This window comes from Streptococcus sp. SV2, from assembly GCF_030440175.1.
GTDB lineage: Bacteria > Bacillota > Bacilli > Lactobacillales > Streptococcaceae > Streptococcus > Streptococcus raffinosi.
Map to the genome: position 1 here is coordinate 60046 of NZ_JAQFJQ010000003.1, position 23340 is coordinate 83385.

Consider the following 23340-nt stretch of genomic DNA (forward strand, 5'->3'; position numbering starts at 1 on the left):
GTATTGAAGAATAGGCCAATAAGGAGGGGAGAAGTATGACTAAGGCAAAAAAATGGAAGATTGGTATCATCTTATTTCTTGGACTTGTTGCGTCAGTCTTAATCGCCATAGGAGAGAGAGAATTTTGGAAGCATCAAGAGAACCATATTCCGGATGGCACCTATCAGATGGTAAAATACGAGGCTAAATCGGCATATTCCAATGAATTGATAAATTGGACTGAGCGAGGAGAGAATAATGATAGCTTATATGAGGATTTTATAGTTGTTGAGAATATGAAATCTCAATTTTATTATGTTTTTGTGGGGGATGGGGAACCTTTTGTCTCACCATTTGAGCACGATGAAAAGATCCCACAGACTTTTGACCCACGTACTGGGACTTTGAAACAGGATCTAACAGTCTCTGAATATAAAGCTCTAGTGATTTCTCATATTGATAAGATTTCTAAAAAGGGAGAGGAGTATTCAAGAGTAAAGGAAGTATCTGTCCAGAGGTGTGTAGACGATTATAAAAAAATGTTGAAGCAAAAAAGAACTTATGAAAAGCGTCCTAATGGTCTCGTTCTGACTGTTTATGCTGATGATGGACATATTGAGTCGCGTAGAACTTTTAAACGATTAAGCTCAGAGGAAGCCGAAGAACTCAAAAGTGGTTATGATAGGGATTATGAGTATGCCTTGGAGCATCATAAGGGCTGGGATCATTATGGAGATTATGCCATCTGGCGCTGATACCTAAACCGACCAAGCAGTTCTTTACTATCGAGAATCATAGCCTAACGGTTTATTAAAAAACTTACAGGCTTTATGATAATTGTCAAATACTATTTCATCATTAATTTTGGTACAATAGACTTGTAGACCAATAAAAAGGAGATTATTATGAACCAGCAAGAGTGGATTGAGTACTTTGAATTAGTCAACGGTCGCAAACCAAGTCCAGCAGAATTAGCTCAAGCTCAAGCAGCAGGGGAGTTTATTCTTGAGCGACCTAATGTCTTTGGAGCAACTGGACAGGCTAATGAGCCAAGAAAAATTAAACCAGCTGAACCTGTTATTTCTATGACGCAACAGCCTCAGTTTGCCCAAACAACAGCAACCTTCCAACAAGCCATGCCAGTGAAAAAAGGAATGTCAAAAAAAGCTAAGATTATTCTAGCATCAGTCTTGGGTGCTGTGGCAGTGATTTTACTTTCTGTTGGTGGCTATTCATTATGGCGTTATCAGTCAGGAAAAATTGTAGATGGGACCTATGAAGTCGTTTCTCTCTCTCGTTATGATGAAGACAAAGATAAAATGGTTGATGGCTTAGATGAATACAAGGACGAAGGTTTGGACGTGCAGTCTTTTGTAATTGTAAAGAATAATCAATCTAGAACCTACAATTTATTAGAGAGTGACAATAAATCATATGTTAGTTTGATAGACTATGAGATGGATGTTCCTCAGGTATTTGATCCGTGGAATAAAACACAAAGTCAAGTTTTAAATGCGGATCAAGTCGAAGATGCCACAAAAGACTTCATGAAAAAGATGAGAAAAGACTATTCCTTCTATACCAAAGAGGCAGCTGACAAAGTCGTTAAAAAAACAACAAGAGAATATAAAGATACCTTGAAGGAAAAACGTACTTATGTCAAACATGGTGATGAATACACTCTGACTACTTATGATAAAAAAGGAAAGCTTGAGTCACGTATTACCCTTAAACGTTTAAGTAAATCTGATGCAGACAAACGTTGGGATGATTATAAAGACGCTGTCAAGGATTATAAGAAAGAGCTGAAGTCTTATAGCGATCAATACGATGACTTCAAAGACTATTATGGTTATGGTTACGGTAGTGATTATGGAAGTGACTATGGAAGTGACTATGGTTACGGCTATAGTGACGACTATGGTAGCGATTCAAAATCAAACTCTAGCAGTAGCAGTAAAAAGAGCGTTGATAGAATTTAACATTCATAAGTCTAATAAAGCAGTATCAGGCCTAAAGTCAGGTACTGTTTTTCTTTTTATGAAAATAGTCAAATAGATTTTTGGCATTTTTCTGGTAAAATAGGAGTATCAATGAAAAAAGGGGACTTTTATGAACGAAACAGAATGGTTAGATTATTTTGAAACAATCAATAATCGCAAACCAAGCGAGGAAGAAATTCAACAGGCTAAAGCTAACGGTGAATTTGTAACTTCAGAGCCTGTGGCAGAGAACAGCCAGCCACAAGTTCAGGTGAGTGGGCCAGTGACTGGACAAGGGACACCAGTTGTGGCACCTAAAAAAGGCTTATCTAAGAAGGTTAAAATTATTATTGCTTCTGTTATTGGAGCAGTTGTACTACTTGCCCTTTCTTTTGGTGGCTATGCCTATATCCACCTACAGGGAGGTAAGATCTCAGAGGGAACTTATCAAATAGAGACTTATCGATATTATGATAAGGACAAGAAAAAGATGATTGATGGTATGGAATCCTATGAGAAAAGTAAGTTAAAAGACGGTGACTTTGTTAAAGTTAAAGGCGATCAGTTGAAATTTTATAACTACACCTTGGCTGGTGCGGTTAACTTGGTTGACTTTACGGACTATGATACTGAAAAAGCTTTCCGTCTTGATAACTGGTCTAGAACGCTCACACCAACAATGTCTTTGGCCGATTACACAAAAGTCGTTGAGAAGGCTGTAGATAATCGTTATAAAGTGGACGAATATACCACTAAATCTGATATTGACGATAGTAAAAAAGTCTACATTAAGGATTATAAAAAATCTCTTAAAGAGACGGTTCACTATAAGGTTGATGGCGATAAAATTATTGTCCTTATCTATGATAAAAAAGGCAAACTTTCAGAAGAAAAAGTCTTTAAACGCCTAACAAAAGAAGAAGAGAAAAAACTAGATTACGAATATGAGCGTGATGTTAGAGCCGATAAAAAACTCTTTCATTCCTAGTTAAATGTGAAATGAACAAAAACCAGCTCGTCTGGTTTTTTTCTTTTATAAAAATAATCACAGAAATATTTCCATAATTTTTGCTACAATAAAAGATAGTTGTTTTCAGTTAATCATTAAACAGTGGACAATGAAGAGGAAAAAGAAAAATATGTACAAAAAATCAGCTAATGCAGGTTCAAAATTTAGAGGGCATCGTTTTTTAGTCAAAGGCCTTGCCGGAATCCTAATAATTTTAGGTCTAATGGGTGGAGGCTATGTGTTTTGGAGGCATCACACAGGGAAAATAGCTGATGGTCTTTACCAATTGCAAACGTCTAAGTATTATAACAGTACGACCAAGACCTGGATGGACGGTAAACCTGGTTATGAAGGAACAAAGCTAAAGGATTTTATGCGTGTTGAAGACCAAGAAGCTAAAGAGTACACTTACTATACCTTTGAGAGTAGTTATGGGTCATTTGACAATGTGTCTCCTATTGACTTCGAAACGGGAAAAAACTATAAGGTTAGTGCTTGGTCTAGGACTTTTAAGCCCTTAGTGACTCCTAAAGACTACCAAAAGGAAGTTCATAGCATTGTTCAAAAATACTATAAGGCCAGTGCACTTGTCAGCCAAAAGGACATCGATCAAATGGAGAAAAAGCTGATTGATCTTTATAAGCGACGAAGTGAGGGAAAAATCAGTTATGAGGCTAAAGGTAATCAGTTGACGGTAATCATATTTGACAAAAAAGGAAAGGCCATCGAAAAGCGGAGCTATAAGCGTCTTTCAGGCAAGGATGCTAAGCAATTAGATGCCAACTACCAAAAGGCAGTTAAGCGTTATAAGAGAGGTAACAAGTAACTGTCAGATTTTTCTGAATGAATATGCTTTAAAACCAGCTAGTCTGGTTTTTTTAGTGTCCAAAACGTGCTATAATAAGATGTTATATCATCAGTGTTAGCCCATTTGTTAACACATGAAAGGAAATTAAAATGACAAAAACATTCTACATCACAACACCTATCTACTACCCATCTGGTAAATTGCATATTGGTTCTGCCTATACAACCATTGCCTGTGACGTCTTGGCACGTTACAAACGCATGATGAACTACGATGTCTTCTACCTTACTGGGCTTGATGAACACGGCCAAAAGATTCAACAAAAAGCTGAAGAAGCAGGAATCACACCACAAGCCTATGTGGATGGTATGGTAGTTGGAGTCAAAGAACTCTGGAAATTACTTGATATCTCATATGACAAATTCATCCGTACGACTGATGATTACCATGAAAAAGTAGTGGCACAAGTTTTTGAGCGCTTACTTGCTCAAGATGATATTTACTTGGGTGAATACTCTGGTTGGTACTCAGTATCAGATGAGGAATTCTTTACAGAAAGTCAGCTGTCGGAAGTTTTCCGTGACGAAGATGGAAATGTAACGGGAGGTATTGCTCCATCAGGACACCAAGTAGAATGGGTATCTGAAGAATCTTACTTCCTTCGTCTCAGTAAATACCAAGACCGCTTGGTAGAATTTTTCAAATCGCATCCTGATTTTATCACTCCGGATGGTCGCCTTAATGAAATGCTTAAAAACTTCATCGAGCCAGGTTTGGAAGACTTAGCCGTGTCACGCACAACCTTCACTTGGGGGGTTAAAGTCCCATCCAATCCTAAACACGTGGTCTACGTCTGGATGGATGCTCTTCTCAACTATGTGACTGCTCTTGGTTATGGTCAGGATGAGCATGGCAACTTTGACAAGTTCTGGAACGGAACTGTCTTCCACATGGTCGGAAAAGACATCCTTCGCTTCCACTCCATCTACTGGCCAATCCTCCTCATGATGTTGGACATTAAATTGCCAGAACGTTTGATTGCCCACGGTTGGTTTGTCATGAAAGACGGTAAGATGTCTAAGTCTAAAGGAAACGTGATCTATCCAGAAATGTTGGTAGAACGTTTTGGTCTTGATCCACTTCGTTACTACCTCATGCGTAGTCTTCCTGTCGGTTCAGATGGTACCTTCACGCCAGAAGACTATGTGGCTCGTATCAACTATGAGTTGGCTAACGACCTCGGAAACCTCCTCAACCGTACAGTTGCCATGATTAACAAATATTTCGGTGGTAAAGTGCCTGCCTATGTTGAGAACGTTACAGACTTTGATGCTGATTTGGCTAAGGTTGTGGCTGAAAATATCGAAGAATTCCATAAACAAATGAATGCTGTAGATTTCCCACGCGCCTTAGATGCCGTTTGGAATATCATTTCACGTACCAATAAGTATATCGATGAAACAGCTCCTTGGGTACTTGCCAAAGAGGATGGTGACAAGGAACACTTGGCAGCAGTGATGGCTCACTTGGCAGCTAGTCTTCGTGTGGTGGCTCATCTCATCCAACCATTCATGATGACCACTTCAAATGCCATCATGGAACAGCTCGGATTGTCAGGAACGTTTGACCTTGAAAATCTAGAACTTTCAGGCTTACCAGAAAATGTCACAGTCGTTTCAAAAGGAACTCCAATCTTCCCACGTCTTGACATGGACGAAGAAATTGCCTACATCCAATCTCAAATGAACGCAGGCAAACCTCAAGAGAAGGAATGGAACCCAGAAGAGGTTGAACTTAAGTCTGAAAAAGACCAAATCAAATTTGACGACTTTGACAAGGTTGAAATCCGTGTCGCTGAAGTTAAAGAAGTAGAAAAAGTCGAAGGTTCAGACAAATTGCTTCGCTTCCGTCTTGACGCTGGCGACGGTGAAGACCGTCAAATCCTCTCAGGTATCGCTAAATTCTATCCAAATGAACAAGAATTGGTCGGCAAGAAACTCCAAATCGTGGCTAACCTTAAACCACGTAAGATGATGAAGAAATATGTCAGCCAAGGTATGATTCTTTCCGCAGAGTATGATGGCAAACTCACTGTCTTGACAGTGGATCCATCTGTTCCAAATGGAAGTGTGATTGGGTAAAACAATTTAGTTTTTTGCGATTTCCTCAAGAAGAAGTAGGATGACGAAGCGCTTTTGAATAATAAGGCTTCTGTTCCATTCCCTATTTTGAATTTTAAAGGGTGCTCCTACTTACCCAAGGACAATCTAAATAAGACATTTTTAACATTAAAACGAGTTCAGTCGAACTCGTTTTCTTATACACTATATTTCAATAAATGCTTAATACGTTCTACACTTTCATCAGGACCATAGGCATCAGGGTATCGGTCTAGTTTACTGATAGCATCAAGGTCTGCTTGGTCTAGGTGAAAGTCAAAACTATCAAAGTTTTCCTTCATCCGTTCGATATGGGTACTTTTAGGAATGGTCAGAATGCCTTGTTGGGTTTGCCATCTGAGAATGACCTGAGCAACTGTCTTACCATGTTTTTCAGCGATAGCAGTCAGAGTTTGGTCTTGAAAAATACCATCCTCTCCTCTGTGAAAAGGAGCCCAGGCTTGTGTTAGGGTACCAAATTCCTTATCAGCTTTCTGGATAAGTTTGTGTTGTTTATAGGGATGCAACTCGATTTGATTGACTGCTGGAACAACAGGAGTTTGCAAGGCAAAGTCCGCCAAACGTCCTGTTGAGAAGTTAGAAACCCCGATGGCTCTAATAAGTCCTTCATGCTGAAGCTCAATCATAGCACGCCAGGCACCATGTAAGTCGCCAAAAGGTTGATGAATCAAATATAAATCAAGATAGTCAGTATCTAGTTTGCGGAGGGTCTCTTTTAGGGCTAATTTAGTATCTTCGTAGCCAAGCTGACTAATCCAGGCCTTGCTGGTTAGGAAAATATCCTCACGAGGGATGCCAGATGCCTTAATGGCACGTCCCACAGCCTCTTCATTACGGTAAAGACTGGCTGTATCAATCAGACGATAGCCGACAGAAAGAGCATCTTCTACAGCTTTTTGACATTCCTTTTGGTCGAAAATTTGCCAGACGCCAAAACCGAGTACGGGGATTTTGATGCCATTGTTAAGTGTTTGAAATTCCATTTTCATCTCCTTAGTGGTGGGGTAGTAAGCTATCTTGAATTTCTTCGATAAATGCTTGGATAATTGCAGATTTTTTCTGTTTATTATTGGTCACAATTCCCAAAGTGTGCTTGGGACTGTCCTTAAGTGGGATTAGGACGATCTGGTCCTTGATAAAACTGTTGACAATACCAAGGCCAGAAGCATAACTATCAGAGGCACAGAGCAAATTCATGACACTTCCTCGGTCATTGCTGTAGATAACCTGTTGGTCAGGTAGAACCTCCAGAGGGTCCTCATCAAAGTGAATACCAGAACTTTCCTGACGAAAACGGACCTGTGGATAGCCCTCTAAATCCTTGAGATTTAGGGATTTTTTCTTGGCCAAGGGATGTTGACGCCCCAAGAAAATCTTAGTCTCAAACTCCCCAAGCGGAGTAAATGCCAAATCCATGTGTTTGAAACTACGCTCTAGGATGTGGGCGTTGTCTTCATCAAGGTAAATAATCCCCAAGTCACTTTCGAAACTCTCCACACTTTTGAGAATCTTTCTGGTTGTTGTTTCAATTAGTTGAAATTCTTGATAATCACTACGAAAGCGTTTGGCAATATGAGCCATGGGAAGGGATAGAAAATCATAGTGGTGACTGGCAATAGTGAACGATTTCTTGAAGGACTTGCGATAGCGTCCTTCTAGTAGATCTAGCTCTCCAAGGATACGTTTGGCGTATTTGAGAAAATCATGGCCATCATCAGTCAGTTTGGCTCCTGTATTAGAGCGCTCAAAGAGTAGAACTCCCAGTTCTTCCTCTAAATCACGAATGGATGCTGAAAGATTGGGTTGCGTCAAAAAGAGTTTCTTAGCAGCCTTACTAAAAGACCCTGTTTCAGCTATAGTCTGAACATAGCGGCATTGTTGAAAATTCATAAGCATCCCCTTTTTAAAAACATGATTGTGACCTATATTATAACAAAATGAGAAGTCTAATATCAGTAAAATCCTGATAGGAATCAATGAAGACCTGATATGAAATTTTTATGAAGCCAAGTCTTATAGGAAGAGTAAGGATTGAGAGGGTTGGAAGAAGGGATTTCGATAAAAGAAAAGCACTCCAAAAGTTAGTTTTTTGTCTAACTTTTGAAATGCTGTATAAAGTGTCAGTTACTAAGACGTCTAATGACATCCAATTTTTTAGGTCGAATGAGGAAGAGTCCGATGGCAATGAGTGGTAACCAGAGAATGAAATGCCAGATACTTGTAGCTGGAGCAGCCTGCGTTGATTGTGACATCAGGACACTGGTAAAGTCAACCAAAGAGTGCAGAATGATAGTCCACCAGAGGCTACCTGTGCGTAGGTAAATAGCAGCAAAGAATATGCCGATAGCCGAGGCATAGTAAACTTGAAACAGGGTAGCATCCAAAGGTTGGTGGGTGAGATTTCCTAGATGAGCCAATCCAAAAAATAAGGCTGATAAGAGAACGGCCCCCAAAATTTGTTTTGAAGACCTAATACCATCTTGGAAGGCGAGTTTAAGGAAGAGTCCACGAAAAACATATTCTTCAAAAAAACCGGCTCCTAAGGCGACAATCAAGGCGGTACCAATCATATGAGGTGCCTTACTAATACCCAAAGCTCCCCCAGAAATATAGATAAAGTCAGCTAAAATAATCAACCAACAAACACGTAAGGTTTCAGCCAGACCTATCTTTTGAGTGGATTTGATTTTTAAACCTAGTCGCCTATGTACTAGGAAGTAACATCCACACCCAAGAACAAGCGTTTTAATAAGATAGGCTAAATTTTCAGGCAAGGGCCTGAACATCAAACGAAGTGCGAGGTTCGCAAAAATAATACTGATCCCTAAAAGGAGCAGTGTCCTAACTTCTTTCTTTGTCATTGAAAAAATTCCCCAACTTTCTTAACATTTTTTCAAGCATACGACGAAAAGCTATTAAAGTCAAGGCCTTAAAGGTAGTTTTTCTGTTCTTTTATCAAGAAGAATAAGAGCTTTAGATGAGGTTGAGTCTCTAGGGATTCGTTTTGACTCTAATCGTTATCTCTGAGGAGAGCCCGACAACTGTAAAAATTAAATGAAGAAATGGTACTTTCTTCTTATACATATCTAGGATAATTGTAAAGAAATGATTAAATTATAACAAAAATGTGTCATATTTTAAAAGTGTGTAGCAAATACATAAGTTTTTTTTTCATAAATCTATTGCTAAAATTTAAAAATCACGGTAGTATATTAAACGGTTAAGTAAAACTGGTTAATAAAGCATTAACCGAAAAGGAGAAAGTATAAATGAAAGTCAACCCATTTAAAACAACATTATATTCAAGTGTATTGCTTGCAGGACTTGCTGCTACTAGCGTAGCAGCCGCAGATGAAGCTAAAGATGCCACAGTAGCTACAGATACTGATGCCACAGTCTCAAATGCGACTGCAGAATCAAGTGCTAATCTTGTTAAGACAACAGGGGATGCAGCAGTTGTTACAACTGTACCTGGAACAGAGGAAACAACAACAACTGAAACAGATACTACTGTAAAAACAACAACTAAAGCTATTGCTGAAGTCTCAAACCCTGACTTTGATAATGCAGTTGAAGCTGCAAAAACTACTGCAGCTGCATCAAAAGATTCCGCTGATGTTAAGGCTGTTCAAGAACAAGCAGCTAAAGATGCACAAACAGCTTCAACCACAGTCGTTTCTGAAAATAAATTAACACGTGAAGAAGCTGATGCGGCGCTTACATCTGCTCAAGCAAATGTTGTCGCTACAGGAGGATTCACAGCAACTGAAGAAGCTGGTGTTAAACATGCTAGTGTTGAAGCAGCTAACAATGACAACAAAGTGCAAACAAAAGCTTTGACAACGGCTGTTTCTGACTATAAACAAAAACTTGCAGATTACAAGACACAATTGGATAAATACTACCAAGACGTTCTTGCTTATGCTGCTTGGCAAAAATCTTACAAAGAATATACTGGTGGTTCAAATGCTCGTCTTTTGACAAAAGGATTGGCAGAAAATGCGACTGGTTTGATTTATCAAACAGAGGCTAATGCCGCAATGACTGTTGAAAATTCAGCTGGTTCTGTTGACTACTTGGATAAAAACATCCAATCAGGTCATTCAGTAGATGAAATCCTTCAACAGTTCAACACATCTCGTTACCTTCCAAGCGATTTCAGTGCTGCTAATGGTTCACAATATACTATCAATGCTGACGGTGAATATACTGAAGATGTATGGTTGAAGATGGCTACAGGTCAAACATTGACTGTCACATACAACAATCTTAACGGAACGTCATACAATGGTACTCCAGTTAAGAAAATCGTTGCAACATACACTTTGGTAGAAGCACCAAGTACAGATGGTTCAGCTATTGTTAAGTTGTACCACGATCCAACTAAGACCCTTTTCATTGGTTCACAAACTGACGACACTAACAAAAAACTTCATGTTAAGATGAACTTGAACTTCTTTGATTCTGAGTCATCAGTGACACCACTTGACTTGTCTAAGAATGGATCAGTTTTGAGTATCTCATCACTTAACCACTGGAACACTGAACTTGGAAACCACATCGAAAAAGTTGGTTTGAATGGAAACGAATACGTTCAAATCCCTGGTTCATCTATCACTTTGCATGAAGATGGCTATGCTTATGCAAGCAATGATAACGAATTTGTGGCTAATGGTGCTCGTTTTAACAGCGACCCAACAGTAGATCCAACAACTGGTGAAGTGACTGATGAGGGGTGGGATGCTATCAACCCAGATGGAACACCTCGTACGAAGAATGCTTACTATGGTGCAGCTGCAACAATCTTCAAAGGTCAACCAATGGACTTTATCGTAAGCGGAAATAACCTCAACGTTCCAACAGCTTACTGGTTCGCAACAAACTCAACTGTGGTTGTTCCTGAATTGCCAGAAGAACCAAATAAACCAGTTCTTCCAAATACAGTTTCAGTATCAGTTACTTACCACAAGAACTTTGTATCTGTTGAAAAAACAACTGAGAAACCAAAACCACAAGTACCAACAACTCCAACAGAACCAAAATCTGTTAAACCTGTAACACCAACATCAGTTCCTGTAAAAGAAGAGGCTCCAGCTCTTCCATCTACTGGTGAAAAATCAACAGCAGCTTCTGCAGCAGCAGGTGCAGCTATGGTGACATCAGCTTTGGCCTTGTTTGGTATCTCAACTTATAAACGTAAACACTAAGATAAATTATAGAAAACTAGGAAGATGATTTTCCTAGTTTTTTTATGCAAGAAATGATTAGAGAGATTGGCTATAAAAAATATGAAATTTTCTGATAATTACTGAATATCATCCAAACAGATAAAAAAGGTGCAAGAAACAAAAGTTTTCTAATTTTTCAACACCCCCTGTAAATGCTTTTGTTATAGTAGTTTTGGGTATTTTCTTCTCTTTGAATTAGGTGTTTAAAAAATATTTTCAAAAAATATGAAATAAATTAATTGACAAAAAATTATAATACAGTATAATAGATACTGTTAGGAAGAGTTTGTTTTTTGACAGGGTGACTCCCTAGTCAAAAAGGACTATCTTAGAATTCAAAATTCTGAGTTATCAAATTCCAATGTTTCATTATGATGATTTAAAAAGAGAAGATTTGAACAGCAAACAAATTAGATTAATCTATTTAAAGCATCAGCATCATCGTAGCGGGGGCTAGCGGTATTTTTAATCCGTGTAGAGACAAAACGACAGATTCAAAAACAGCAGAATCGGTAGAGGCTATTCTTCGGAAACGAAGAGGGAGAGAAAATAAAGCAGCAACTGCATATACTTATCAGAAGGTGGACTAAGCCTAAGATAGGTAGTATGTTTTGAGAGTGGTTATTTTAGCCAGTACTCATCTAGAGATTAGTATCTTGAAAGCAGGATGACTGCCTGCTATACAGAGCTTGAGGGAAAGCTTTATTAGATTGACTGACTATCAATCTCGAGATACTTTGAAGCTAGAGACCATTTTGGACCAACACGGTTTTGCGTTTGTTGGTATTGAACTGCACCTAGGGAAATGGTGGTTCAATGTTAGTAAATAAGGATTTTGGATGATAAGCATCCAAGTCTAAAAATTGTTTTATCTTATTATTGACTAAAGGGATTAAGTCCTTGATGAGAGTTAGGAACAAAAGGGTGATAAGCATATTAGGATGATGTTCCAGTGGCGGAATTTGACCAGATGTTTGTGAGAGCATCTGTCTGTGCTACATTGGCTATTTTCAATAGTCGTGTGGGATAGAGACTGTTTTCAGCTTCTAATTTCAGGGTAGATTGGGGGATTTACCTCTAGAAATTGAAAGATTGAAAAGAGTTCAAATGGATTGAGCGGCACTTGTAACCTAAGGTAAGCAATACACCTATAAACCTATGTTTCCATGCAGCAGGGAGCAAGTTTCAATTCGAATGGGGGACGCATCTAGAGAAATCTAGATGCTTTTTTTCATTTTATGACATCTTTTGCGAATAAGTAATAGAGTGCATAAAGGAGAGAGTCATGTTAATTGCTAAAAATCAGGAAGGCCTCTTGGTTTCGGCTCTTGAAAATGGGTTGAACCGTGAGAAAATTTATAGGTGCCCTGGCTGTCAAGGGATTGTAATGTTGAGACAGGGACAGGTGATGTGCCCGCATTTTGCCCACAAATCCTTGCAGGGTTGTCAGTTTTTCTCAGAAAACGAATCGGCCCAACATTTATCCCTAAAAGCCGCTTTGTATCAGTCCTTGGACAATCATGGCGAAAAAGTTTGTATTGAAAAGGTGATACCTGAGTTGGGCCAGATTGCAGATTTATTCGTTGGAGATTCCCTGGCTCTGGAAGTCCAATGTTCTCGTTTGTCACAGAAACGTCTCAGAGAGCGAACCTTAGCTTACCATCAAATAGGTTACGAGGTGCGTTGGCTTTTGGGGGAAGAACTGTGGCTAGGACAGCGTTTAACAGACCTACAGCGTGATTTTCTTTATTTTACAGCTAAGATAGGTTTCCACCTCTGGGAGCTCGATTGGAAGCGAGAGGAAATTAGACTCAAGTATCTCATCTATGAGGATATTTTTGGGAAGGTTCATTATTTAACCAAGTCTTGGTCCTTCACCGAAAATCTCATGACCATATTACGTTTTCCCTATCAGGCAAGGAAGGTGGAGACTTATCAAGTGCCTCAACGAAGGAAGGTCTCACGCTTGATTCAAAGAGAGTTGATGGGCAAAAATCCAAGGTGGATGAAAAGACAGGAGACAGCTTACCTTAAGGGAATGAATTTGTTGAACATGTCCGACCAAGATTTCTTTCCACAAGTGCGATTTCCTGAATCCAAGCAAGGATTCGTGCAAATTAGACTAGAGCTTGATGGTTTTGAAAAGGTTTTTAAGCAATATTATCGAAAAAGGGATTTTTCTTACAGGCAAACCCTCTACCCTCCCACCTTTTATGCTAAAATAGTAGAGTATAGACACAATTAAGGAGAATACTATGTCAGACAATCGAAGTCATTTAGAAGAAAAATATACATGGGATTTGACCACCATTTTTGCGACGGACGCTGCTTGGGAAGCTGAATATGAAAGCACTGTTCAGGATCTTAAGAAAGCTAGTACCTTTGCTGGTCACCTCTTGGACTCAGCCAAGAATTTGCTTGAGGCTACAGAACTTTATATGAGTTTGATGCGTCGTTTGGAAAAAATCTACGTTTATGCGTCAATGAAAAATGACCAAGACACAACGGTTGGTCTTTATCAAGAATACCAAGCTAAAGCTTCAAACCTCTATTCACAGTTGAGTGAAGCCTTTGCTTACTTTGAGCCTGAATTTATGGCTTTGGATGGTGAAAAATTAGCAGTCTTCAAAGAACAAGAACCTGGTCTTGGACTTTATGACCATTATTTCGAACGTCTTTTGGCCAACAAAGACCATGTGCTTTCACAAGAAGCAGAAGGTCTTTTGGCAGCAGCCGGCGATATTTTCAATGGCCCAACAGAGACCTTTAATGTCTTGGATAACGCTGATATCCTCTTCCCATGGGTATCAGATGGTCAAGGGGATGTGATTGAGTTGACCCATGGTAACTTTATCACGCTCATGGAGTCTAAAGACCGTGACATTCGTAAGGGGGCTTATGAAGCGATGTATGGAACCTACGAACAGTTCCAACATACCTATGCACAAACCCTCCAAGGCGTGGTCAAGGTTCACAATTACCAAGCTAAAGTACGTCACTATAACTCAGCACGTCATGCAGCGCTTGCGGCTAACTTTATTCCAGAAAGTGTTTATGACTCACTCTTGGAGTCAGTGCACAAACATTTACCACTTTTACACCGCTACCTAGATTTGCGTAAGAAGGTCTTGGGACTTGATGAGCTTAAGATGTATGATGTCTATACGCCACTCTCTGAGACTGAGACTGCTCTCACTTATGAAGAATCCCTCAAGAAAGCAGAAGAAGTCTTGGCTATCTTTGGTGAAGAGTATAGTGAAGGGGTTCATGCAGCCTTTACGGAACGTTGGATTGATGTTCACCCTAACAAAGGGAAACGCTCTGGTGCCTACTCAGGTGGTGCCTATGATACCAATGCCTTCATGCTTTTGAACTGGCAAGATACTTTGGACAATCTCTTTACCTTGGTTCACGAGACTGGTCATAGCTTGCACTCAACCTTCACACGTAAAACCCAACCATATGTTTATGGGGATTACCCAATTTTCTTGGCGGAAATTGCGTCAACAACTAATGAAAATATCTTAACAGAAACACTTCTTAAAGAAGTTAAAGATGACAAGACACGATTTGCCATCCTCAACCACTTCTTGGATGGCTTTAAGGGAACTGTTTTCCGTCAAACTCAATTTGCTGAGTTTGAACATGCTATTCACGAAGCGGATGCATCAGGTCAAATTTTGACAGCAGACTTTATGAACAAGCTTTATGCAGACCTCAATGAGAAATACTATAACCTTAAAGCTGAAGATAACTACGAGATTCAGTTTGAGTGGGAACGTATTCCGCATTTCTACATGAATTACTATGTCTACCAATATGCTACAGGATTTGCGGCGGCAAGCTACTTGGCTGAGAAAATCGTTCACGGTACTGAAGAAGATAAGGAAGCTTACCTCACTTACCTTAAGGCAGGTAGCTCAGATTATCCTTTGGAAGTCATCAAGAAAGCTGGTGTTGATATGACCAATACCGACTACTTGGATGCTGCCTTCAAGGTCTTTGAAGACCGCTTAGTGGAATTAGAAGCCTTGGTTGAAAAAGGTGTTCACCTTTCTTAAAGAGAAGTTCCAATAAGAGAAAATCATTCTGATCAGGATGATCTTTCTTGAACAAACAGGTATAGGCCTTGAAGGAGTCTTATGACCTTTATGGCTGAGGAAAGTCTTAAAAAGACTTGGTCTTCAATCAAAATCTCTAGCACTCGCTAGGGATTTTTTATATAATAAGACACATGGTTAAATCATATAGTAAAAATGCAAATCACAATATGCGTCGCCCAGTAGTTAACAAGGATATCGTAGACTACATGCGAACGCATCTTCAGGAAAATACAGGACATTTGGCTGAATTAGAAGCTTTTGCTCGTAAGGAGAACATTCCTATCATTCAGCCTGAGGTTGTCGCCTACTTCCGATTTTTGTTGCAGACCTTGCAGCCTAAGAAAATCCTAGAGGTCGGCACAGCTATCGGTTTTTCAGCCCTTCTTATGGCAGAACATGCACCGAATGCTCAGATTACAACCGTTGATCGAAATGAAGAAATGATTGGCTTTGCCAAGGACAATCTAGCCAAGTATGACAGCCGCCAACAAATTACCTTGGTTGAAGGGGATGCTGCTGAGGTGTTGCAAGACTTAGACACCGATTATGATTTTGTCTTTATGGACTCAGCCAAGTCTAAATACATCGTCTTTCTACCAGAAATCCTCAAGCGCCTCAAGGTAGGAGGGATTATCGTTTTTGATGATATTTTCCAAGGAGGGGACATCGCTAAAGACATCATGGAAGTCCGTCGTGGTCAGCGCACCATCTACCGTGGTCTGCATCGTCTTTTTGATGCGACTTTAGATAACCCTGGTTTGACTGCTAGTTTGGTACCCATGAGTGACGGACTTCTTATGCTTAGGAAAAATTCTGAAAATATTATCTTGCCAGATTAAGCAATATTTAAGTAAGTGTGGTATAATAACAAAGATATTGACAATTTAAGGAGTAGATAGAATGACTAAAGAAAATGAAAACCTTGAGTCAACTGAAGAAACTGTTGAAGAGGTTGTAGCAGACAAAGACGCAGAACAAGAGGAGCTTGATCGCCAAAAGGAAGAAGAGGAAAGCATCGCCCTCGCTAGTGAAAAAGCAAAAGAAAAAGCTAAACGTGCTAAGACTAAGAAAACACGTGATGCTGGCAAACCAAGCTCAGGTGGCCGCTTCCTTGGAGGACTTGCCCTTGTAGCTGTCTCAGCTCTTGTTGGTGCAGGGATTACATATGTTTCTCTTGGGAACAAAACAACTGAAGAAACAACTTTGGTATCTATGAAGGGTGATACTGTCACTGTTGGTGATGTGTTTGATTCACTTAAAGGTAGCAGCCAAACGCAACAAAGTGTTTTGAGTGCAACCTTGCAAAAAGCTCTTGAAAAAGAATACGGTAGCAAGGTCAGCAAAGAAGACGTTGATAAGGCCTACAAACAAGCTTCAGAACAGTATGGAGAACAATTCTCACAAGTTCTTGCAGCTTATGGTCAAACAGAAGAGTCATATCGTACACAAATCCGTACGCAAAAATTGGTTGAGTATGCTGTTAACCAAGCAGCTCAAAAAGATTTGACAGAAGCAAACTACAAGGCTGCTTATGACAACTACACACCAAATACAGAAGTTCAAGTCGTTTCAACAACTGATAAGGCAGTAGCTGATAAGGTTGACTCTGAAGCTAAAGCAGAAGGCGCAGACTTCTCAAAAGTCGCTAAAGATAATAGCTTGGAAGTGAACTCTAAGACAGTTAACTCAGCATCTCAAGACTTCCCAACAGACGTTTTGACAGCAGCTTTCAAACAAGATGCCAATGCTGTTTCTGATGTAGTCACAGTTTCAAACAGTTCAACAGGTGCAGCTACTTATTACATCGTTAAGACTGTTTCAAAATCTGATAAAAATGCAGATTGGAAAAACTACAAGGATGATTTGACTAAGGTTATCATCAATGGTAAGAAAGCTGATACTAACTTCACTAACTCAGTCATTGCCAAGGTTCTTAAAAAATACAATGTTAAGGTTGTCGATAAGTCCTTTAGTGCAATTCTTGACCAGTATGTGACTGGTTCTGGAGCTTCATCAAGTTCAACTTCAAGCTCTAGCAAATAAATCACAAGTTAGAGTTGATAATGTTGCTATCAACTTGACCTAAGACCTAAAACACGTTAAAATGGAAAGTAACGAGGAGTTTTAATATTAGGAAACTCTGAGTCTTCCCTTTGAGAAAGGTAATCATTACTTCGGATACAGAAAAATGGCGGTTGCTGCGAGCCATGGACGGATGGGATTATTTGCTACTCAAAGTTTACAATTTAAGAAAAATAAGAATGACAAGGTCATTGAATGAAGGTGGTACCGCGGTTCACGTCGCCCTTCGTTTAGTGGTCTTGTCTTTTATTCTTTTAGTATTTTTTGAATGAATGTATGTATGACATTATTGGAGGTAGCTTATGAAAACCTATTTTGTCAAACAGAAGTTTCGATTGGGTGGTGAACGCTTTGATATCAAGGATGATCAAGGTAGAGTTGCCTACCAGGTCGAAGGATCCTTTTTTAAGGTTCCAAAGACCTTTACGATTTTTGGCGAGGATGGTCGTGAGATCAGTCATATCACCAAGGAGCCTATTAGTCTCTTACCCAAATTTACGGTGGATTTACAGGGTGGTTCGAGTTTTTACATTCGTAAAAAATTAACCTTTCTTCGTGATAAGTATGATGTCGATAATCTTGGCTTGCGAATAGAGGGGAATATTTGGGACCTGGATTTTCAACTGCTTAATAGTCAAGATCAGGTAGTTGCTAGGATTCAAAAGGAACTCTTCCATCTAACATCGACCTATACTGTTACCGTTTATGAAAATACTTATGCCGATTTAGCCATTTCCCTATGTGTCGCTATTGACTATGTGGAAATGCTCGAGAATAGCTCAAAATAAGAAACAATTGATTAAGGAGAAACAATGAAACAACTTACTTCAGCACAAATTCGTCAAATGTGGCTTGATTTCTGGAAATCAAAAGGTCACGCTGTTGAACCATCAGCTAACTTGATTCCAGTTAACGACCCAACCCTTCTTTGGATTAACTCAGGGGTTGCCACTTTGAAAAAATACTTTGATGGTTCAGTGATTCCTGAAAATCCACGTATCACCAACTCACAAAAAGCTATTCGTACCAACGATATTGAAAACGTTGGTAAGACAGCTCGTCACCACACGATGTTCGAAATGCTTGGTAACTTCTCAGTTGGTGACTACTTCCGTGATGAAGCCATCACATGGGGTTATGAGCTTTTGACAAGCCCAGAGTGGTTTGATTTTCCAAAAGACAAACTTTACATGACTTACTACCCAGATGATAAAGATTCATACAACCGTTGGATTGCTTGTGGTGTTGAACCAAGTCACTTGATTCCAATTGAGGATAACTTCTGGGAAATTGGTGCTGGACCTTCAGGACCAGATACTGAAATCTTCTTTGACCGTGGAGAAGACTTTGACCCTGATAATATTGGTATCCGTTTGCTTGAAGAAGATATTGAAAACGACCGTTACATTGAAATTTGGAACATCGTTTTGTCACAATTTAACGCAGACCCAGCTGTCCCACGTTCAGAATACAAGGAACTTCCTAATAAAAACATTGATACGGGCGCAGGTCTTGAACGTCTTGTAGCCGTAATGCAAGGGGCTAAAACAAACTTTGAAACTGACCTTTTCATGCCTATCATTCGTGAAATCGAAAAAATGTCTGGCAAGACTTACGATCCTGATGGGGATAATATGAGCTTCAAGGTCATCGCTGACCACATTCGTTCATTGGCCTTTGCCATCGGTGATGGCGCTCTTCCAGGTAATGAAGGTCGTGGTTATGTCCTTCGTCGTCTTCTCCGTCGTGCTGTAATGCATGGTCGTCGTCTCGGTATTTCTGATGCTTTCTTGTACAAACTTGTTCCAACAGTTGGTAAAATCATGGAAAGCTATTACCCAGAAGTTCTTGAGAAGAAAGACTTTATCGAAAAAATCGTTAAACGTGAAGAAGAAACCTTTGCACGTACTATTGATGCAGGTTCGAGCATGCTTGATGAACTTCTTGCTAACCTTAAGAAATCTGGTAAAGATACGCTTGAAGGTAAAGACATCTTCAAACTTTACGATACTTACGGATTCCCAGTGGAATTGACAGAAGAATTGGCTGAAGACGAAGGCTTCAAGATTGACCATGAAGGTTTCAAAGCTGCCATGAAAGAACAACAAGACCGTGCGCGTGCTAGCGTCGTTAAAGGTGGTTCTATGGGTATGCAAAATGAAACCCTCGCTAATATTACTGAACCATCTGAGTTCTTGTATGAAGATGAAGCTGCAGAAAGTCGTTTGAGCGTTATCGTTGCTGATGATGCCCGTCATGATACTGTAAATTCTGGTCAAGCTCTCCTTGTCTTTGAACAAACACCATTCTACGCTGAAATGGGTGGACAAGTAGCTGACCACGGTACGATCTCAGATGCAGCTGGTACTGTCGTGGCACGTGTTGTTGATGTTCAACGTGCACCAAATGGTCAACCTCTTCATACCGTTGAGGTTGAAGGTGAACTTGTAGTCGGTGCTAACTATAAACTTGAAATTGACCATACACGTCGTCATCGTGTCATGAAGAACCACACAGCAACTCACCTCTTGCACGCTGCCCTTCATAATATTATCGGCAACCATGCGGTCCAAGCTGGTTCACTTAACGAACAAGAATTCTTGCGTTTCGACTTCACTCACTTTGAGGCTGTAACTCCAGAAGAATTGCGTGCTATCGAAGAACAAGTCAACGAAGAAATCTGGAAAGCTACTCCAGTAACAACGATTGAAACAGATATTGACACTGCTAAGTCAATGGGAGCTATGGCCCTCTTTGGTGAAAAATATGGTAAGAATGTACGTGTCGTTTCAATCGGTGATTACTCTGTTGAGCTTTGTGGTGGTACACACGTTGCCAACACTGCTGAAATTGGTATGTTCAAGATTGTCAAAGAAGAAGGTATCGGTTCAGGAACACGTCGTATCTTGGCAGTGACATCACGTGAAGCTTACCTTGCTTACCGTGAAGAAGAAGATGCCCTCAAAGCAATCGCAGCAACACTTAAAGCACCACAATTGAAAGAAGTGCCTAACAAGGTTGCTAGTCTTCAAGAGCAGTTGCATGCCCTTCAAAAAGAAAATGCTGCGCTTAAAGAAAAAGCAGCTGCAGCTGCAGCTGGTGACGTCTTCAAAGACGTTAAAGAAGCTAACGGTGTTCGTTACATTGCTAGCCAAGTGGAAGTTTCTGACGCTGGTGCCCTTCGTACCTTTGCAGACCAATGGAAACAAGCAGACTACTCTGATGTCCTTGTCCTTGCAGCTCACATTGGCGAAAAAGTTAATGTCCTCGTAGCAAGCAAGTCTAAAGACGTTCACGCAGGTAATGTTATCAAGGTTCTCGCACCAATCGTATCAGGTCGTGGTGGTGGTAAACCAGATATGGCCATGGCCGGTGGTAGCGATGCCAATGGTATCCAAGATCTTCTTTCAGCAGTAGCAGAACAGCTCTAAGATGTGATACAATGAAAGTAACTTGAAAAGGTAGGATGGAAATCCTATCTTTTTTCTTTGTAAGTGGTATTGAAAGTAATGATTATTTTCGTTTCAAAATTGAAATAGTGAATACTGGGTGGTATACTATTACAAATCATAAAAATTATAATAGTTTCAAGTAAAAGGGAGCTAGCGATGTTTGGACAAGACTTTGGTCATCGGTTAAGAGAATTGAGATTAGCACAAGGATTCACTAAAGAAAAATTTTGTGAAGGGGATGAGGTTTTATCAGTACGACAATTGACACGTATAGAAACAGGGAAGTCTCAACCTAAATTAGAGACCTTAGAGCACTTGGCAAGACGTCTGAATATATCTTTATCGGAATTGCTTGGAGAGAGGGCTATAGGTTCAAAGTTGCCGGTAGAATACCTCAATCTCAAATATCAATTGATGCATGCGACTAGTCTAGGTAAGCCAAATAACCTAATGAAACTAGACGAAAAGCTGGGTAAAATTATTGATATTTATTATGATGATTTGCCAGCTGATGAACAGAGGGTTGTTGATATCTTACAGTCAAAACTTTACTCATATACTTCAAAGACACACCAAAAATTTGGCATGAGCATTTTGGAGAAGAGTTTATCATCATTATGTGAGAAAAGGGTATACACTATCAATGATCTACTACTTATAGAACTATATCAAATTTCGTTAGGAGATGGTGATAGTATGCGGTCAGATGGGTTTAGTGAAGAGACTTTTTATGCCATTTGTAGAAATCTTATAAATAGTTATGATAATATTCCCACGGAGTATTTATTTTTACTTAGGGATGCCTTATTAATGGTTCCAATAGTTGAATATGAACGAAAAAAGTTTCATTTATCGGAGATAGCATTCAATCAACTGCATCGTATTATGGAGGAAACTCAAGATTATCAGAAAAAACCAATTTTGAGAATGCTAGAGGGACAGTATCTATATGTTGTAAAGAATGATATTTTTGAGGCTAAAAAGGCCTACCAAGAAGGGATAATCTTGGCTAGATTATTAGGAGATACCTCTTTAGCAGATATCATATCAGAGAAAATGAGAGATGCCATGAAAGAATAGAGCAGGACATACGTGTCCTGTTCTTTTTTTCTAATATGGAGTATATTATATTCATAAGAAGAACTAAAGAATATAACTTATTTCATCGAGATTTTTGAAATGACACAGTCTAAAATAGAGTATTAAGGAGAATTATTATGAAACCTGCTACAAAACGTTTCACAACTTTAACCGCACTCGCTTTAACTTCCGTTCTATTACTTGGTGCATGTGGTAATAACAAGAAGGAAGCCACATTAACATCGAGCTCTAGTAAGGTTAGTCAGAAAGTGAAATCGACAAAACCATCCTCAAAAGAAAAAGCGAAGAAGTCTGAGAAAAAGACAAAATCTTCTAGTTCAGAAGAAGTATCAAAAGCGACCTCTGGAGAAAAGGATTCACAACCATCAGCCGGAAATGTTGCTGGATCTGCTCAACAAGAAGTTGCCCCAACAAATCCTAGTGAAGAAACAGCTGGAGTAAATCAAGGAACTCCTACAGAACAACCATCTGCTTCAGCGGAACAAACACCAGCTACCACAGTAGTTGATGCTACGGCAATGGCTAATGGTGATTTCTCTAGTGTTGCTGGTACCTATCAAAATGACCTAGGGGACACAATTACAGTATCCCCATCCGGTAGTGTAACCCGTGTTGGTGCTGAAAGTGGTTATAGTGATACAAGTAGTCAGCTGTTTAATGGTTTTGCTCAAGATGGCGGTTATGTAGCAGGATTTGCTCATAATGATGGACCAACCAGTGACCCAATTTTCTTTGATAGTAATGGACAGATTCGTTTCGGTTCTGATGCGATATATGGTCGGATGCATGTTTACAATAAATTAGATTGATGGTATTGTCCCTCAGTACTTAAGAAAAGGAAATAACAAGTAGTAGAAGGAGCATACTTTAAAAATGTCTCAAAAAGAACATGGAGAAGTGAGAAGTACTAGTGGTACCTTAAAGGGTACCTATCACTATTTGAATTCTCCCAGTCCTCATTTGTTTCCGTTTGTCTTTATTAGTAACGTAACAGATAGCCTTCAGATGTTTCGCGTTTGTAAGAATGGTAAGCCATTTGCCTTTCCATTACTTCTACCAAATCAATATAAAATTGTTTACATTAAGGATTTTCAAAATGTTAGCTCCTGTGATGAGATTACAGTGACTGAACATTTAGAGGAATACATCTATGATGAATCAGACTTAGACTAGAATGATATCTATAGTCAATTTAACTCGGAATGAATTGATTAATCTATTCAGATTTGCTTAATGTGTCAAGAAATTAGATGTAGGAAAAGTCCTTAGATATAGCTAAGGACTTTTCTTCATTATAATAGATAATAGTTATCGAAAAGATTGTCGATCAATTTTCTACAAAATAAAGTTTAGTAATATTAATGAAATACTTGTAAAATATTTTTAAAAGAAGTATACTATAGGCGTAAAAAACGG

18 protein-coding genes are annotated in these 23340 nt (G+C 39.4%); 15 read left to right on the forward strand and 3 right to left on the reverse strand.

The annotated features are described in order from the left end of the window. The first annotated feature begins 35 nt into the window (after window positions 1-35). The 5 genes from PCY14_RS02525 to metG all read left to right on the forward strand — a co-directional run bounded on the left by PCY14_RS02525 (window position 36) and on the right by metG (window position 5919). Window positions 36-734, forward strand: coding sequence for a hypothetical protein (locus tag PCY14_RS02525; RefSeq protein ID WP_293919708.1), 699 nt, complete (start codon window positions 36-38; stop codon window positions 732-734). Window positions 735-884: 150 nt separating this feature from the next. After that, entirely contained in the window at window positions 885-1961 is a 1077-nt protein-coding gene (locus tag PCY14_RS02530; protein ID WP_021152268.1) for a hypothetical protein, read from the forward strand. A gap of 130 nt (window positions 1962-2091) precedes the next feature. Further along, a complete protein-coding gene (locus tag PCY14_RS02535; protein ID WP_021145940.1) occupies window positions 2092-2949 on the forward strand; it encodes a hypothetical protein in 858 nt (285 codons plus the stop codon). Between the two features lie 151 nt (window positions 2950-3100). Then, on the forward strand, window positions 3101-3796 hold the full coding sequence (locus tag PCY14_RS02540; RefSeq protein WP_293919710.1) for a hypothetical protein: 696 nt from the start codon (window positions 3101-3103) through the stop codon (window positions 3794-3796). 131 nt (window positions 3797-3927) lie between these two features. Beyond that, window positions 3928-5919 (forward strand): methionine--tRNA ligase, encoded by a 1992-nt coding sequence (metG, locus tag PCY14_RS02545; protein WP_021152265.1) that lies wholly within the window; start codon window positions 3928-3930, stop codon window positions 5917-5919. A 176-nt stretch (window positions 5920-6095) separates the two neighbouring features. Here metG and PCY14_RS02550 read toward each other — a convergent pair whose 3' ends face one another. The 3 genes from PCY14_RS02550 to PCY14_RS02560 form a co-directional block, all read right to left on the reverse strand. After that, window positions 6096-6941, reverse strand: a complete 846-nt coding sequence (locus PCY14_RS02550; protein WP_021145935.1) for an aldo/keto reductase — start codon at window positions 6939-6941, stop codon at window positions 6096-6098. A gap of 10 nt (window positions 6942-6951) precedes the next feature. Further along, on the reverse strand, window positions 6952-7848 hold the full coding sequence (locus tag PCY14_RS02555; protein ID WP_021145934.1) for a LysR family transcriptional regulator: 897 nt from the start codon (window positions 7846-7848) through the stop codon (window positions 6952-6954). A 230-nt stretch (window positions 7849-8078) separates the two neighbouring features. Further along, complete coding sequence (locus tag PCY14_RS02560; protein WP_301363117.1) at window positions 8079-8819, reverse strand: CPBP family intramembrane glutamic endopeptidase; 741 nt, start codon at window positions 8817-8819, stop codon at window positions 8079-8081. Window positions 8820-9227: 408 nt separating this feature from the next. On the opposite strand from PCY14_RS02560, the gene PCY14_RS02565 reads away from it, so the two are divergent. The 10 genes from PCY14_RS02565 to PCY14_RS02610 all read left to right on the forward strand — a co-directional run bounded on the left by PCY14_RS02565 (window position 9228) and on the right by PCY14_RS02610 (window position 23097). Further along, complete coding sequence (locus tag PCY14_RS02565) at window positions 9228-11165, forward strand: GbpC/Spa domain-containing protein (protein ID WP_021152264.1); 1938 nt, start codon at window positions 9228-9230, stop codon at window positions 11163-11165. A gap of 1306 nt (window positions 11166-12471) precedes the next feature. Continuing rightward, window positions 12472-13431 (forward strand): competence protein CoiA, encoded by a 960-nt coding sequence (locus tag PCY14_RS02570; RefSeq protein WP_293937297.1) that lies wholly within the window; start codon window positions 12472-12474, stop codon window positions 13429-13431. Between the two features lie 10 nt (window positions 13432-13441). Further along, window positions 13442-15247, forward strand: a complete 1806-nt coding sequence (pepF, locus tag PCY14_RS02575) for an oligoendopeptidase F (RefSeq protein ID WP_301363118.1) — start codon at window positions 13442-13444, stop codon at window positions 15245-15247. A gap of 173 nt (window positions 15248-15420) precedes the next feature. Then, window positions 15421-16128, forward strand: a complete 708-nt coding sequence (locus PCY14_RS02580; RefSeq protein WP_002888773.1) for an O-methyltransferase — start codon at window positions 15421-15423, stop codon at window positions 16126-16128. Between the two features lie 61 nt (window positions 16129-16189). Next, entirely contained in the window at window positions 16190-17332 is a 1143-nt protein-coding gene (locus PCY14_RS02585) for a peptidyl-prolyl cis-trans isomerase (protein WP_008533914.1), read from the forward strand. 341 nt (window positions 17333-17673) lie between these two features. Then, on the forward strand, window positions 17674-18159 hold the full coding sequence (locus PCY14_RS02590) for an LURP-one-related family protein (protein ID WP_008533915.1): 486 nt from the start codon (window positions 17674-17676) through the stop codon (window positions 18157-18159). Between the two features lie 24 nt (window positions 18160-18183). After that, the gene (gene alaS, locus PCY14_RS02595) at window positions 18184-20802 is read left to right on the forward strand and encodes an alanine--tRNA ligase (RefSeq protein ID WP_021145924.1); all 2619 of its coding nucleotides are present in this window, start codon (window positions 18184-18186) and stop codon (window positions 20800-20802) included. Between the two features lie 177 nt (window positions 20803-20979). Continuing rightward, a complete protein-coding gene (locus PCY14_RS02600; RefSeq protein WP_293937303.1) occupies window positions 20980-21903 on the forward strand; it encodes an XRE family transcriptional regulator in 924 nt (307 codons plus the stop codon). 137 nt (window positions 21904-22040) lie between these two features. Beyond that, window positions 22041-22733, forward strand: a complete 693-nt coding sequence (locus tag PCY14_RS02605; protein ID WP_201709309.1) for a DUF6287 domain-containing protein — start codon at window positions 22041-22043, stop codon at window positions 22731-22733. Window positions 22734-22929: 196 nt separating this feature from the next. Continuing rightward, a complete protein-coding gene (locus PCY14_RS02610) occupies window positions 22930-23097 on the forward strand; it encodes a hypothetical protein (protein WP_021145921.1) in 168 nt (55 codons plus the stop codon). The last annotated feature ends 243 nt before the right edge of the window (window positions 23098-23340 follow it).

What these genes read in the sequence shown, in the direction of transcription:
- PCY14_RS02525 (WP_293919708.1), top strand. Translation starts at nt 36, where the DNA reads ATGACTAAGGCAAAAAAATGGAAGATTGGTATCATCTTATTTCTTGGA.
- PCY14_RS02530 (WP_021152268.1), top strand. Translation starts at nt 885, where the DNA reads ATGAACCAGCAAGAGTGGATTGAGTACTTTGAATTAGTCAACGGTCGC.
- PCY14_RS02535 (WP_021145940.1), top strand. Translation starts at nt 2,092, where the DNA reads ATGAACGAAACAGAATGGTTAGATTATTTTGAAACAATCAATAATCGC.
- PCY14_RS02540 (WP_293919710.1), top strand. Translation starts at nt 3,101, where the DNA reads ATGTACAAAAAATCAGCTAATGCAGGTTCAAAATTTAGAGGGCATCGT.
- metG (WP_021152265.1), top strand. Translation starts at nt 3,928, where the DNA reads ATGACAAAAACATTCTACATCACAACACCTATCTACTACCCATCTGGT.
- PCY14_RS02550 (WP_021145935.1), bottom strand. Translation starts at nt 6,941, where the DNA reads ATGGAATTTCAAACACTTAACAATGGCATCAAAATCCCCGTACTCGGT.
- PCY14_RS02555 (WP_021145934.1), bottom strand. Translation starts at nt 7,848, where the DNA reads ATGAATTTTCAACAATGCCGCTATGTTCAGACTATAGCTGAAACAGGG.
- PCY14_RS02560 (WP_301363117.1), bottom strand. Translation starts at nt 8,819, where the DNA reads ATGACAAAGAAAGAAGTTAGGACACTGCTCCTTTTAGGGATCAGTATT.
- PCY14_RS02565 (WP_021152264.1), top strand. Translation starts at nt 9,228, where the DNA reads ATGAAAGTCAACCCATTTAAAACAACATTATATTCAAGTGTATTGCTT.
- PCY14_RS02570 (WP_293937297.1), top strand. Translation starts at nt 12,472, where the DNA reads ATGTTAATTGCTAAAAATCAGGAAGGCCTCTTGGTTTCGGCTCTTGAA.
- pepF (WP_301363118.1), top strand. Translation starts at nt 13,442, where the DNA reads ATGTCAGACAATCGAAGTCATTTAGAAGAAAAATATACATGGGATTTG.
- PCY14_RS02580 (WP_002888773.1), top strand. Translation starts at nt 15,421, where the DNA reads ATGGTTAAATCATATAGTAAAAATGCAAATCACAATATGCGTCGCCCA.
- PCY14_RS02585 (WP_008533914.1), top strand. Translation starts at nt 16,190, where the DNA reads ATGACTAAAGAAAATGAAAACCTTGAGTCAACTGAAGAAACTGTTGAA.
- PCY14_RS02590 (WP_008533915.1), top strand. Translation starts at nt 17,674, where the DNA reads ATGAAAACCTATTTTGTCAAACAGAAGTTTCGATTGGGTGGTGAACGC.
- alaS (WP_021145924.1), top strand. Translation starts at nt 18,184, where the DNA reads ATGAAACAACTTACTTCAGCACAAATTCGTCAAATGTGGCTTGATTTC.
- PCY14_RS02600 (WP_293937303.1), top strand. Translation starts at nt 20,980, where the DNA reads ATGTTTGGACAAGACTTTGGTCATCGGTTAAGAGAATTGAGATTAGCA.
- PCY14_RS02605 (WP_201709309.1), top strand. Translation starts at nt 22,041, where the DNA reads ATGAAACCTGCTACAAAACGTTTCACAACTTTAACCGCACTCGCTTTA.
- PCY14_RS02610 (WP_021145921.1), top strand. Translation starts at nt 22,930, where the DNA reads ATGTTTCGCGTTTGTAAGAATGGTAAGCCATTTGCCTTTCCATTACTT.